The organism is Planococcus sp. ISL-109 (genome assembly GCF_018613655.1).
Lineage (GTDB): Bacteria > Bacillota > Bacilli > Bacillales_A > Planococcaceae > Planococcus.
The window spans coordinates 1-13,846 of record NZ_JAGGPW010000031.1 but is presented as its reverse complement, the minus strand read 5'-3'; the positions used below and the strand labels follow the sequence as shown (position 1 = coordinate 13,846).

12 protein-coding genes are annotated in these 13,846 nt (G+C 48.9%); 8 read left to right on the top strand and 4 right to left on the bottom strand.

Annotated elements, in window-relative coordinates:
* The first annotated feature begins 34 nt into the window (after window positions 1-34).
* From J7E21_RS15480 to J7E21_RS15470, 3 genes are all read left to right on the top strand, one after another.
* Entirely contained in the window at window positions 35-1,735 is a 1,701-nt protein-coding gene (locus J7E21_RS15480) for a phospho-sugar mutase (RefSeq protein WP_215109435.1), read from the top strand.
* 92 nt (window positions 1,736-1,827) lie between these two features.
* Window positions 1,828-2,937 (top strand): GAF domain-containing sensor histidine kinase, encoded by a 1,110-nt coding sequence (locus J7E21_RS15475; RefSeq protein ID WP_215109434.1) that lies wholly within the window; start codon window positions 1,828-1,830, stop codon window positions 2,935-2,937.
* Between the two features lie 12 nt (window positions 2,938-2,949).
* Entirely contained in the window at window positions 2,950-3,585 is a 636-nt protein-coding gene (locus J7E21_RS15470; RefSeq protein ID WP_215109433.1) for a response regulator transcription factor, read from the top strand.
* A gap of 52 nt (window positions 3,586-3,637) precedes the next feature.
* Here J7E21_RS15470 and rsgA read toward each other — a convergent pair whose 3' ends face one another.
* Entirely contained in the window at window positions 3,638-4,693 is a 1,056-nt protein-coding gene (gene rsgA / locus J7E21_RS15465; protein ID WP_215109432.1) for a ribosome small subunit-dependent GTPase A, read from the bottom strand.
* A gap of 402 nt (window positions 4,694-5,095) precedes the next feature.
* Here rsgA and J7E21_RS15460 point away from each other — a divergent pair, with 402 nt between their 5' ends.
* A complete protein-coding gene (locus J7E21_RS15460) occupies window positions 5,096-6,409 on the top strand; it encodes a DUF2254 domain-containing protein (RefSeq protein WP_215109431.1) in 1,314 nt (437 codons plus the stop codon).
* 11 nt (window positions 6,410-6,420) lie between these two features.
* Window positions 6,421-7,479, top strand: a complete 1,059-nt coding sequence (locus tag J7E21_RS15455) for a mechanosensitive ion channel family protein (protein ID WP_215109430.1) — start codon at window positions 6,421-6,423, stop codon at window positions 7,477-7,479.
* Between the two features lie 146 nt (window positions 7,480-7,625).
* Here J7E21_RS15455 and J7E21_RS15450 read toward each other — a convergent pair whose 3' ends face one another.
* From J7E21_RS15450 to J7E21_RS15440, 3 genes are all read right to left on the bottom strand, one after another.
* The gene (locus J7E21_RS15450) at window positions 7,626-8,096 is read right to left on the bottom strand and encodes a hypothetical protein (protein ID WP_215109429.1); all 471 of its coding nucleotides are present in this window, start codon (window positions 8,094-8,096) and stop codon (window positions 7,626-7,628) included.
* Window positions 8,089-8,979 (bottom strand): cation diffusion facilitator family transporter, encoded by an 891-nt coding sequence (locus J7E21_RS15445; protein ID WP_215109428.1) that lies wholly within the window; start codon window positions 8,977-8,979, stop codon window positions 8,089-8,091. The genes J7E21_RS15450 and J7E21_RS15445 overlap by 8 nt, the downstream gene beginning before the upstream one ends.
* A gap of 78 nt (window positions 8,980-9,057) precedes the next feature.
* Window positions 9,058-10,371 (bottom strand): hemolysin family protein, encoded by a 1,314-nt coding sequence (locus J7E21_RS15440; RefSeq protein WP_251048059.1) that lies wholly within the window; start codon window positions 10,369-10,371, stop codon window positions 9,058-9,060.
* Window positions 10,372-10,763: 392 nt separating this feature from the next.
* Between J7E21_RS15440 and chrA the strand changes: the two genes are divergently transcribed.
* Genes chrA through kynB form a run of 3 tightly spaced genes read left to right on the top strand, consistent with a single transcriptional unit; the run spans window position 10,764 to window position 13,827 of the window.
* Window positions 10,764-11,936 (top strand): chromate efflux transporter, encoded by a 1,173-nt coding sequence (gene chrA, locus J7E21_RS15435; RefSeq protein ID WP_215109424.1) that lies wholly within the window; start codon window positions 10,764-10,766, stop codon window positions 11,934-11,936.
* Window positions 11,937-11,953: 17 nt separating this feature from the next.
* Window positions 11,954-13,207, top strand: coding sequence for a kynureninase (gene kynU / locus J7E21_RS15430; RefSeq protein ID WP_215109422.1), 1,254 nt, complete (start codon window positions 11,954-11,956; stop codon window positions 13,205-13,207).
* Entirely contained in the window at window positions 13,207-13,827 is a 621-nt protein-coding gene (gene kynB, locus J7E21_RS15425; RefSeq protein WP_215109420.1) for an arylformamidase, read from the top strand. The genes kynU and kynB overlap by 1 nt, the downstream gene beginning before the upstream one ends.
* The last annotated feature ends 19 nt before the right edge of the window (window positions 13,828-13,846 follow it).

Genomic DNA, 13,846 nt, shown 5'->3' with positions numbered 1-13,846 from the left:
TTTGGTAAACTAAAAGTAATAGGAGGGATGAACCATGACATGGAAGCAAAGAATACAAAAATGGCTCAGCTATGAACAATTGGACGTCAAAATGAAAGAGCAATTGCAAGTGCTGGCGCAAGACGAAAAGCTTGCAGAAGATGCGTTTTATCAAGATTTGGTGTTCGGCACTGGCGGCATGCGCGGGGAAATCGGACCGGGCACGAACCGCATGAACGTCTACACGGTGCGAAAAGCATCGAAAGGCATCGCCGATTACATTGAAAGCTTTGGTGAGGACGCGATGGCACGCGGTGTAGCGGTCGCTTTCGATAATCGGCATATGTCACCGGAATTTGCAGAAGAAACGGCGCGGACGTTCGCGGCTTCAGGGATTCGGGCTTATGTCTACGAGTCAACGCGGACATCGCCGCAATTGTCGTTCACCGTGCGTGAGCTGAACGCCTTTATGGGCATTGTCATCACGGCAAGCCACAACCCGGCTGAGTACAACGGTTACAAAGTATACGGAGAAGATGGCGCACAGTTGAACATAGAGGCAGCAGACCGTGTCATCGAATTTGTCAGCCGTGTTGAAGACGAACTGACGATCGATAATGAACGTTACGATTCGTCGCTGCTCGATATTTTGGGAGAAGACTTGGACCGTGCGTATATCGACCAGGTATTGACGGTGCAAGAAGCCAGCGTCCAGCCGATCAGTGTGGTATTTACGCCGCTGCATGGTGCATCCGGTGCGACGGTGCGCCGCATGTTAGATGACGCGGGCTATACCGGCGTCCATTACGTAGAAGAGCAGATGGCACCGGACGGAGATTTTCCGACAGTCGAGTCGCCGAACCCGGAAGAACCGGCTGCGTTCGATCTTGCCCGCAAATATGGGGAACAACATGCATCGGATATACTGATTGCAATCGACCCGGATGGTGACCGCGTCGGAGTCGCTGTTTGGACCGGAACGCAATACGAATTGCTGACGGGCAACCAAACCGGTGGCATCTTGCTCGAATACTTGTTGAGCCAGAAAAAAGAGAAAGGCGAATTGCCGGAGAACGGCCGTATTTTCAAAACCATCGTCACCTCTGGATTTGGCGAAGCGGTCGCAAAAAGCTACGGAGTCGAAAGCGAAGACGTCTTGACGGGCTTTAAATTCATCGGTGAAAAACTAAGAGAAAACGACAAGCAGCATGAATTCACGTTCCTGTTCGGCTATGAGGAAAGTTACGGTTATTTAATCAGTGACTTTGCGCGCGACAAAGATGCCAATCAGGCGACATTGCTGCTTGTTGAAGCCGCGGCTTACTATAAGAAGCGGGGCAAAAACTTATACGCTGTATTGAATGAGCTTTACGAACGCCACGGGTTTTACCGGGAGCTGCTCGTTTCTGTGACGAAAAAAGGCATCGAAGGGGCACGGGACATCACGCGGCTTCTTGACGGCTTGCGCGATCAGCCGCCGCAATCCATTGCCGGCATTGCGGTTGAAAAAATCGAAGACTATGAAAGTCGGACCCGCACCGTGGTCGCTGTCGGCACGAGCGAAGCGATCGTATTGCCGCGTTCGAACGTCTTGAAATATTTTCTCCAAGACGGCTCGTGGGTATGCGTGCGGCCGAGTGGCACCGAACCGAAAGTGAAATATTATTTCGGCGTCAAAGCAAACACTCAGCAAGAAAGCGACGAAAAGCTCGAATTGTTGAAAGAGGCATTTCTCGATCTTGTTTCGAACCGCTAAAAAGCTCCCCTTTGCGGGAGCTTTTTCATTCGAAAGGATGAGGCTGCAGGCCGATTCTTATGTATACAATAGTAAGTAGGAGGGATCAGCCAATGATGCCCGAACAGCATTCTGAAGTTGTATTGCTAAAAGAGATTGCAGAGCTATTGAATGAAGAGACGAGCATGGAGCGCATGCTGAATGGTGCGATCGAAAAACTATTGGACAACTCCAATTTTGAAACCGCCTGGATTTTCTTCATCGACGAAAACGGCAAGCATCAACTCGTAGCACAAGCCCATTTGCCGGATGCACTGGCGGAACGGGATTGCCGGCATCTGACAAAAGGCGGCTGTTGGTGTGTTAAACGCTACAATGATGGCGATCTCGAGAAGGCGTCGAATATTATCGCCTGTCAGCGCATTGAGAACGCCAAAGCGGAAAATGGCAAAATCGGCAGTATTTCCCATCACGCAACTGTTCCTTTACAGTCAGGGCAAGAGAAGTTCGGATTGCTCAACATCGCAGCGGCCGATACAGTAAGCTTTTCAAAAGATGAACTGGCATTGCTCGAGTCGGTCGCTTTTCAGATTGGTTCCGCCATCAAGCGCATCGTGTTAGTGAAGCAAGAGCAGGAACTGGCGTTGGTCAAAGAGCGCAACCGGCTGGCGAGGGATTTGCACGACTCGGTCAACCAATTGCTGTTTTCGGTCACATTGACGGCAAGGGGCGGCATCGAAATGGCGGAAGATGACGCGGTGAAAAGTACATTCCGCGACATTCAGCACCTTAGCCAGGAAGCGCTCAATGAAATGAGGGCTTTGATTTGGCAGCTGCGGCCAAAAGGGCTTGAGAGTGGGTTGCTCGATGCCATCAGAGCTTACGGCGAAATGCTCGGACTGTCGATGGACACAAAAGTGGCCGGCGTCATTCAATTACCGTCCCGCACCGAAGAGACGCTGTTCCGGATTGCGCAAGAAGCGCTCAATAATATTCGCAAGCACGCAGACGTCAGCTCCGCACAATTGTATGTCACGATTACTTCTACAGATGTCTTGATGGTCATCAAAGATGAAGGGCGCGGCTTTGCGCCAAGCCGCGGTACGATTCCGTCCATCGGCATACAAAGCATACGCGACCGGGCACAAGCGGAAGGCGGCACGGCCGATTGGTCGAGCGGCATCGGCAAAGGAACGGAAATTCTTGTACGGATTCCGTATTAAAGGAGTGGCAAGATGAAAGTATTGATTGCGGACGATCATCACGTAGTAAGAAGAGGGTTATTATTTTTCCTTAAGACCCAAAAAGATATTGAGGTCGTCGGCGAAGCGGCTAACGGGGCGGAAGCTGTCTTGATGGCAGGCGAGCTGCAGCCGGACATCGTCTTGATGGATCTGGTCATGCCCGAAATGGACGGCATCCAGGCGACGCGGAAAATTAAAGAAGCACATCCACACATCATCATCTTGATGCTCACGAGCTTTTCAGACAGGGATCATATTGTCCCGGCGATTGAAGCGGGAGCCGCGGGGTATCAATTGAAAGACATCGAGCCGGATGAATTGGTGGACTCGCTGCGCAGTTTGATGCGCGGTGAAAACACGCTTCACCCAAAAGCGTCATCGGAATTGGCGAAAGCGCCGGAAGATCCGCTGCCTCACGTTCTTCACCCGCTGACGCCAAGAGAAGCGGAAGTTCTAGCTGAACTGACGAAAGGCAAAAGCAACAGGGAAGTAGCATCGGCTCTTTTCGTCACAGAAAAAACGGTCAAAACTCATATTTCCAATATTTTCATCAAACTCGAGGTCCAGGACCGGACGCAAGCTGCGCTTTATGCAGTGAAGCACGGCTTGACGGAAGCGGCTAATTGAACGGAACGTAAAAAACGGCCGAACAAGGAAAGTTCCTTGTTCGGCCGTTTTTTTATCTTTTTTTAGCTGGACGGCTGCGCAATTCCTTGCTGCGCTGTTTCCATACCATGCGTTCCGCCTGTTGTTTGGCGAGGTTGCTTTTTCGTTCGATATATTCCAGTTCACGCAGTAACTTCAAATAGCTCATGTAACGGTCTTTCGGCAATTCGCCGGACGCGAGAGCAGATTGGATGCGACAGCCCGGTTCTTTTTGGTGGCTGCAATCGCGAAAACGGCATTCGGCTGCAAAGCTTGCGACGTCCTGGAAGCTTGCGTCAAGGCCGTCTGCGGAATCGCCGAGCTGGAATTCGCGCATGCCTGGTGTATCGATCAAAAGACCGCCGCTTGGAAGGAGCAACAGTTCGCGGTGTGTCGTTGTGTGCCGGCCTTTGCTGTCGTCTTCGCGGATATCCTGGACTGCCATCGTGTCGCTGTTGGTCAGCGCGTTGATGAGTGAGGACTTTCCGACGCCCGACGAACCAAGGAGAGCCCCGGTTTTGCCTTCAGTTAAATAGCGCAGAAACGCATCCATCCCGGCATCGGTAACAGCTGAGACGGCAAAAGCGTCGACACCGAATGAGGTGGTGTCGACTTGCTCTAAGAAAACAGCAGGGTCGTCGCATTGATCGCTTTTCGTTAACACGACGACCGGCATGGCACCGGAATCCCAAGCAGCAATCAAATAGCGCTCGAGCCGGCGGACATTAAAGTCATGGTTGAGCGACATGACGAGAAAGATATAATCGATGTTGACGGCAATCGTCTGCAGTTCCGACGTCTCGCCGTTTGCTTTGCGGGTGAAGCGCGAGCTGCGGGGCAGAAGCTTGTGGATGATGCCTTTGTCTTCTCCCGGCATTTGTTCGAGTGCGACCCAATCACCGACGCTTGGATACTCGCCCGTATCGTGTGTGTGGCGGAAATTTCCTGATAAGGTGATGAGCCATTCCCCTTGTTCGGTGATGGCGCGGTAGCTGCTTTTGTGTTCCGAAATGATGCGTCCCGGGGTTGTGTGTTCGGGCAATGCCTGTTCGAATCGTTCATTCCATCCGTATTGTTTAATAATTGACAATGTAACTTCCTCCTGAAAAATGCATAATAAAAACCATGGCTGCAATAACTGTGCCATGGTCTCTGCGCATAGGGAAGAAGCGTATCGTCAGCGATACACAGAGGGAGACACATTGGGCATAGCTAGTGCGTTGCGGGTTGCACGAACTGAAATAGTCACCATAATGCCTCACCTCTTTCCATTAATTAAGGTAATGATAAGTGGAAATGAAGAAAAGGTCATTTTTTTTTAAGACTAATTCGACAACGGGACGGAATCGGCAAAGTGCATGTTTCAGAATCTCATCAAACCGGTATAAAAGAAGGTATTGGTGCCAGCCAGAAAGAACAAGCTGGCGTTTGCCTTAAACGGAATAGGGGAACAGGAAAATAGATAGAATTTTTTAAGGAGGAAAGGGAAGTTATGAAAAAGATCTTTTATAATTTGCGGGAAAAATTATGGGTCACGCCGGCTCTCTATAGCTTCCTTGCCATCATATTATCAATAGCATTTTTTTATGTGGATTTGATAGTCGTTCAGCAATATCGTGAATTTATTCCGGATATTCTATTAACTAATGTACAATTGGCCCAAACGATTATGGGCGCGCTCGCGGGGGCACTTTTGACGATGACCACCTTTACGTTTTCAACGATTTTGGTCGTGCTGACGATGTACTCGTCCCAATTTTCACCGAGAACATTGAAGAATTTTGTCCATGACCGCCTGACATGGCGAGTGTTGGGTGTATTTCTTGGCGGGTTCATCTATAATACTTTGTCTCTGTTGTTTATGCGCGACGCTCTTTATACGCACGATGTCATCTCTACATTTATCGGTATTGTTATCGCATTTCTCTGTTTAGCGACTTTTGCCTATTTTATCCATCATATCGCCACGAATGTTCAAGTGGAGAATTTGATTGAGGAATTGGAAGAAGATACCGAGCGGATCATCGACTCCTACAGCGAAAAGCAGGAGGATATGGACATGAACATCGAATCAGAATGGAAACCGGATGGCTTCACAGAAACCATTGCGGCGAACAACGATGGATATATCCAGTTTCTGTATTTCGATAAGTTAACGGACTATGCTTCAAAGCATAATTTAGAAGTTGAAGTTTTACATGGCATCGGCTCCTATGTTCATGAAAGCACGGATTTGTTCACTGTTTACCAAGCCCAACAAGAAGACATTGATCTTCATCAGTTCGTTACGATCGGGACGGAGCGGACGACTGATCAGGATCTCGATTTTGCCATTCAAAAAATGGTGGAAGTGGCGCTTCGGGCTATTTCTCCAGGTATTAATGATCCGAATACAGCTAACGGCATCATCATCCGTATCGGTCGGCTGCTCGGTAAATTAAGCCATCTGGAGACTGGGGTTATTACGACTAGGGACAAAGAGAAGAAGAATAGAGTCCGTTATCCATTCTTTACTTTTTCTAACTTTCTCTATCTTACATTCCATCAATTGATTCATTACGGAAAAGAAGATGTATCGGTCGTGGCGGCAATCTTTGAATCATTGGCCAACACCGCGCAATTATCGAATGCGGCACATTATGATGCCATCTGGGAAATGCAATTGCATGTGCTTGAACATTTGGAGGGTGCTCTGTTCAGGCGTTTGGACCGGCGCTATATTCAGGAGAAATTGGATGCGCTGGCAACAGTTATGGATCGCCGGCCTGTCTTGCTGAGTGACTATCAACTTGACTCAAAAGGATAAAGGAGGGGCTTATGCAAAACCAGCAGCTTTTTGAAGGCATCGATGTTTTACGGACGCTATCCATCACTGAATTTTTCTTATTTTTCCTATATTTGTTTTTAATATTGATTGGAAAATGGATCGCTCAATTAATACTGAAGCGAGTCATAGCGCATGAAGGTTATCAGGAAAGGGTTTATCCGATACTCGAGGATATTCTGAATTGGATCGCTTTTTACGGCAGTATCCTGTTGTTCCTGTTTTATTTCTGGCAAGAAGACTGGCTTACGACACCTTTCTACGAAACGGAAGGCGTCGGCGTCTCGATTCTGCTCATTGTAGTGGCTATCATGATCGTCACATTTTCGAGCCGTGTCATCAAAGCATTCAATAATTTTGTCATGCCGCATGTCTATGGTCAGTTTGACGTCGAAACAGGCACGAGCTATACGATCAACCGGCTGATTTACTACGTGGTGATGTTTTTAGCGCTTGCTGTCAGCTTTACGCTTGTCGGACTGGATCTGCGGGCGGTTGGTGTCATCTTTAGTGTGCTCGGCATCGGGATCGGGTTTGGTGTCCGCAATATTGCCGCCAACTTTGTTTCAGGCATCATCATTTTATTCGAGCGGCCGATGGAAGTGGGCGAAATGGTCGAAATCGACAAGAAAATTGGGCGCATCACCAAAATCAAATTGCGCTCGACAATCGTCGAGACTTTAAAAGATGGAACGCTTGTCGTGCCGAATCAGTATTTTATTGAACAGATTGTCAAAAACCGTTCGGGGGCAAGGCTGTTTGCTCGCGTCATAGTCAGCGTCGAATATGGCTGCGATACGGAACTGGTGGCAAATTTGCTTGTGCAGGCTGCGGAACGGGAAGTTGTACGAATGGAAGGCGTCCCGGGTGAGAAACCGGACGCCCAGTTTATTGATTTCAGGAATTCTTCGATGGATTTCCAAGTGGAAGCCCGCGTCACCAATGTCGAAATGAAGGACCAGCTGGAAAGCCGGATCCGCCACAGCATCGCAGAATTATTTGTTGAACATGGGATTCGGCTGGCTTCATTGCCCGGTGAGCGCTACCAATAAAATAGACAAAAAAACGCCTCACCTTTCGCGGGTGAGGCGTTTTTGGATTGTTCACTGTTGAGTTCTGCTGAATTCCCCGCCATTTGCTTCGACGCGGCGTGCCAATGAATCGTGCATTTCAAAAATACGGCCACTCGTAAATTCGATCATTTCCCCGTTACGGAAATAATAGGCGACCGACTCGATTGAAGTGGCACCGTCCTCACTAGCAAGACGCTCTTCGATTCGTTCAAATTCATCCCAACTATAAGTGGAAGAGTTGAAAGTGAATGGAGGATTGTACGTAAAGCTGTCCTGTCCTGTGTTATGTAATAGTAATCCCCTAGTGAAAAAGCGATTGCCACAAACCCGGTGATGCCAATCATTCCAGACAATGCCCAGGATTTTAGTGGCTGTTCAATTAATGCTGGGATGAACAGAGCAATCGCCAATAGGAGCATTCCTGCACTGCCCAACAGCAGTGACCAAAACGAAGTGCCGACGATTTCTGCATCCGGCGTGATGGAAATAACTTTCGCCGGATAAAAGACTGTGGCCGGAACAAAAACAGCAGAAATGAGTAAAATGACGCCGAACGTAACCAAGATAATTTTTTTCTGATCGTAAAAATCAACCATCTTCATCCTCCTCCACCGAATAATCCGGTTCTATATGTACGAGGACGACGCAGTTCGGTTTCACTTTTTGGATTTTTCTTTCAATTTCCTCGGTGATCCAATGGCTTTCGACGACGTTTAAATGAGGCGCAACGCTCACCGTCAAGTCGATGAACATGACATTGCCATGCATGCGGCCTTTGAAATCACGCAAATTCAACACTCCCGGAACACGCCGTATCAACACGGAAAGAGATTCGACGGATTCCTCGTCAAAAGCATCGGTCAAGGTCATTACCGATTCGCGGAAAATATCCAGTGCGGTTTTGATGATGATGAGCCCGACGAGAAACGCCGTAACCGAATCGATCCATGCAGCGCCGAAAATGGCGCCGATAATCCCGATTCCTGCCCCGATGCTGACGAGGGCATCGGAACGGTTGTCGTAGGCAGCTGCGCGCACAGCAGAGCTTTTGATTTCTTGGCTTAATTTCAAGTTGTAGCGGTAAACACCGTACATGATGATTGCCGAGAAAAAAGCGACGACCGCTGTCAATGGGGAAGGCGGTTCCAGCCCTGGGTTGAATACGCTTCTGACTGCGTTCAATAAAACTTGCAGCCCAATGACCGCCATGATGAACGAAGCGAGTAAGGAAGCGATCGTTTCCGCTTTTAGATGGCCATAATGATGATTTTCATCTGGCGGCTTTTGGGAAATCCGCAAGCCGATCAGGACCGCCACGGAAGCTACAATATCAGTGACATTGTTAAGGCCATCCGCTTTGAGCGCTTCCGATCCACCCCAATAGCCGACGCCGAGCTTGATGGTACTTAAAAACAAGTAGGCACCAATGCTGAGCCAAGCCCCTTTTTCACCTTTTCGTAAGTTTGCATATAAATCCATTGCAGTTCATCTCCAGTTGTGAAATGTGGTGAAACGGAAACGGCCCTCCATAAAGAGGACCATTTTTATATTATTATGCTAAAGAGAGTTTGCAGGAAGGTGTTTTTTTGCTTCCAAATAAAGGATATGATGGCCGTCGACTTCCTTGATGTGGAATTCATAGCCCTGTTCTATGATTTTTTGGCCCTCAATGGCATCAAAATGCTTATCCATAAACCAGCCTCCGATAGTATCGATGTCCTCTTCATCAATGTCAATTCCAAGAATTTTATTGACGCTATCGAGCAATAGTTTGGCGTTGAAAATATAATGATCTTCTCCGAGCTTCTGGACATCTGGTGCTTCGTCGATATCAAACTCATCTTGAATGTCGCCGACAATTTCCTCCAGGATGTCTTCAATCGTTACAAGCCCCGCGGTGCCGCCGTATTCATCGCGGAGTATCGCCATATGAATCCTTTCGCGCTGTATTTTCAGCAACAGCTCGCTGACGGGCATCGTTTCTATCACTTGGATGACCGGTTGGGTGAAGTCTGAAACCGGAGAATCCCCAGTTTCCGGATTTTTCACGTACGCGCTCAATAAATGCTTCATGTTGACGATGCCTAAGACATGATCTTTGTCGCCTTCCGTAATCGGATAGCGGGTGAATTGTTCAATGCCAGGCATGGCAAATACTTCACTTAAAGTGACATCGTGATCGATCGTGCTCATTTCCATGCGCGGCACCATGATTTCCTTAGCGATGCGTTCATCGAATTCAAAGATGCGATTGACGTAATCGTATTCGGAAGGGTTGATCTCACCACTTTTCAAACTGTCGGACAACAGCAATTTCAACTCTTCTTCAGTATGGCCCATTTCACTGCGCGACAGCTTTTTAATGCCGAACAATCCGGAGAAAATTCGCGCGATGCCGCTGAACAGCAGGATAAACGGGTACAACAGCCTGTATGAATAGATGAGTGGAGAAGCGAGCGTTAGTATGACTTGTTCCGGATTGCGGATGGCGATCGTTTTTGGGACCAATTCACCGACCACTACAAGCGCTATCGCTACTGACAGGAAGGCGGTCAAAAATGCCGCCCATTCAGCGAGTGCAGTGGACAATCCTGAATCTACCGTCAGCGGAGTGATCAATTGCTCAACGACAGCATGGCCCATCCAACCGAGACCAAGCACCGATAAAGCGATGCCGACTTGGCAGGCGAATAAATACTCGTCGACATGCTCGACCACCTTTAAAGCGGCGGCGGTTTTTTTATTGTTTTGTTCAAGTGAATCGGGGAGGCGCGATTTTCGGATATTGACAATCGCGTACTCGCAAGCGGAGAAGAATGCGGTGGAACCAATCAAGACGGCAAAAGCCGCCACTCGTAGGGGAATATCCAAATGAATCCTTTGCGCCGGTTCCGAAATGGAAGAAACGCAAAGTTTGCACCTCCTGGAAATGAAAGAATGGTTATATAAAGAAAAAACTGCGGCTTCCATGTATCAATATTACGCAAACCAGCTGGGCTTTCCCGCAGGAGTCCCCGCCGTTTTGCTCCATATCTTATATTCGACCAATGAATTAAATAAGCTAGTTATATTTCTAAGAATCATTTTAAGAGCATGTGTAAAGTTTTTCTAAACACTAATTTTTTTAATCAACAGGGTACCGTTACTCAAAAGTATACCACCAAAAAGACTAAGTATTCAGTGAAAATAATTTACACCGATTTAATATTGAATCATATAAGCAAACCATTATGATGGAAAGGAAGCAAAAAAAGGAGAGATGAATGTTGAAACGAAAAGAACGCTGGATTGAAATCTTGAAAGCCTCGACCAAGCTCGGCTTGACGTCGTTTGGCGGACCAGCTGCCCATATCGGCTATTTCCGGGATGAGTATGTACATAGAAGAAAATGGCTCGACGATAAAGCGTATGCGGACTTGGTGGCATTATGCCAATTCCTGCCTGGTCCGGCAAGTTCACAAGTCGGCATCTCGATCGGCATGATGCGCGGCGGCATTATGGGCGGCTTTTTGTCCTGGCTCGGCTTTACCATGCCGTCGGTCATCGCTTTGATGATTTTTGCGATGCTCATCACGAGCGGCTCCGTCGATATCGCGTGGCTACAAGGATTGAAAATTGTCGCGGTCGCGGTAGTCGCCCATGCCTTGCTCGGAATGGGAAAATCGTTGACGCCGGATATGCAGCGGCTGATGATTGCGCTCGGTGCAGCGATCGTCATTTTATTGGTGCCGACCGCATGGGCGCAAATTGTCGTTATCCTATTAACAGGAGTAATCGGATTTTTCCTGTATAGAAGAGAACAGGCTCCGGAAGCGGTGAAGCTCGTCTTGACCTTCGGCAAAAAGACCGGTCTCGCCGCGTGGGGAATTTTTGGGGTCTTGCTGGTAGGGTTGCCGCTACTCCGTCCATTTGTTGAATCGAGCGCGTTTGCGATTTTTGATATTTTCTACCGCGTCGGAGCAATCGTCTTTGGCGGCGGCCATGTCGTCTTGCCGATGCTCGAGCGGGAAGTGGTGCCGGAATGGATGACTGCTGATGCCTTTATTGCAGGATACGGGGCGGCACAAGCCGTACCGGGTCCATTATTTACATTGTCCGCTTACTTGGGACAATTGATGAATGGTGCGGGCGGCGTGTTAATCGCTGTCATCGCAATGTTTTTGCCGTCATTTCTCCTCGTCATCGGAACTTTGCCTTTTTGGAGCGTCATCCGCACGAAGCCTTGGCTTCAAGCGGCATTAAAAGGCATCAATGCGGGCGTCGTCGGCATTTTGCTTGCCGCACTTTACGATCCAGTCTTTACTTCCGCAATCCGCGGACCAATCGATTTTGCCATTGCGGTTGCCGCCTTCGGAATGTTAGTCTATTTGAAACTGGCTCCGTGGATTGTCGTTGTGATTACAGCACTCCTCGGTGCGCTGGCTTATGCTCTATAGAAATGGAGAGGTGAGATTTGGAAACTACGGTGCAAAAAGACCGACAAGATCCGCTGGCTAGATTCAAAGAAGAGTTTTTCGTAGAACAAGGAACGATCTATATGGATGGGAATTCGCTCGGCCTGATGTCGAAGCGGGCAGAAAAAAAGCTTGTTGCGCTTATGAATAGCTGGAAGCAGTTCGGTATTGAAGGGTGGACGGAAGGCGAAGATCCGTGGTTTACGCTGGCAGAAAAACTCAGCGAAAAAGCCGCACCATTGTTCGGAGCGAAAGCGCATGAAGTGATGGTGACCGGATCGATCACCTCCAATATCCACCAGATGCTTGCGACGGTCTACGCGCCGACGGATGAGCGCTATGTCATTGTCGTCGATGAGTTGAACTTTCCGTCGGATATTTACGCAGTGGAAAGCCACCTGCGTCTGCGGGGGCTGGATCCCGAACAGGCGATGCGCAAAGTGAAAAGCCGCGACGGCTACACGCTCGAGCTGGAAGATGTTTTGGCGGAGCTAAAAGAGGATGTGGCAGTATTGCTATTGCCGTCTGTACTCTATAGAAGCGGGCAATTGCTGCCGCTCCATGAAATTACAGTGGCCGCACACGAAAAAGGTATCATAGCAGGATTCGACCTGGCACATTCAGCAGGGGCGATGAAACATTCCTTGCATACGGACGGAGTGGATTTCGCGGTTTGGTGCCATTACAAATACATGAATTCAGGACCGGGCGGAACGGGCGGCTTGTATTTGCACGAACGCCATCACGGCTTGAATCCAGGGATCGCCGGATGGTTCGGTTCGGATAAAGCGAAGCAATTCGATATGGATCACAGTTTTACAAAAGCTGAAGGGGCAGGGGCATACCAGGTGGGCACACCGAATATTTTCAGCATGGCACCGTTGATCGGCAGCCTGGAATTATTCGAAGAAGCGGGCATTACAGAAATCCGCAAGAAATCACTGGCATTGACTGGCGACCTTCGCGAAAAGATTGCCTCTCGCGTACCGTCCCTTATTGACGTTACACCGAAGCAAGACGAACAGCGAGGCGGCCATATTGCGCTTGCACATCCGGAAGCTGCACGCATCTGCAAGGCGCTGAAAAAAGCGGGCATCGTGCCGGATTTCCGGGCTCCAGACATTATCCGCCTAGCACCTGTCGCGTTTTATATAAGTTTTGAAGATGTGGAAAAAGTCGTTCAGGCACTCGAAGACATAATCGATAATGAGCGCTATAAAGAATTCAGCAACGAACGAAATGTGGTGGCGTAATGGCGAAAACGATCATCGACATTTCCATGCCGCTCGATGCCACAACACCTGAATGGCCGGGCGATACGCCGTTTTCTTACCGTTTATCTGTCACGAAACAGCAGAGCGGTTCTGTGAATATCGGCGAACTTCAGACAAGCACCCATATCGGCACGCATATCGACGCGCCTTTCCATTACGATGAGGACGGGATGAAGACCGATGAATTGCCGCTCGCCGTTTATTTGACAACCGCCCAAGTGATGGATGTAACAGGTCCTGAGCAGGTGCGAGTAACTGATCTGGATAAGCTCAAAGAGGGAGTCGAAGCGGTGCTGTTGAAGACCGCAGCATGGCAAGACCGCAGCGTTTTCCCGAAAATTTGGCCGATATTCGACCCGGCCATTGCCGAGTGGCTGGAAGTGAACGGCATCCGCCTGCTCGGTGTTGACGTGCCCTCTGTCGACCCCGAGACGAGCAAGGATTTGCCGATGCACCATGCCATGAACCGGCACGGGCGTTTCATTTTGGAAGGCATCGTGTTGGATGATGTAACGCCAGGCGTCTATCAATTGGCGGCGCTGCCTTTGAAAATCCGCGGTGGGGAAGGAAGCCCGGTGCGCGCGGTGCTCTATAAATAACAAAAAACATACTAAGATT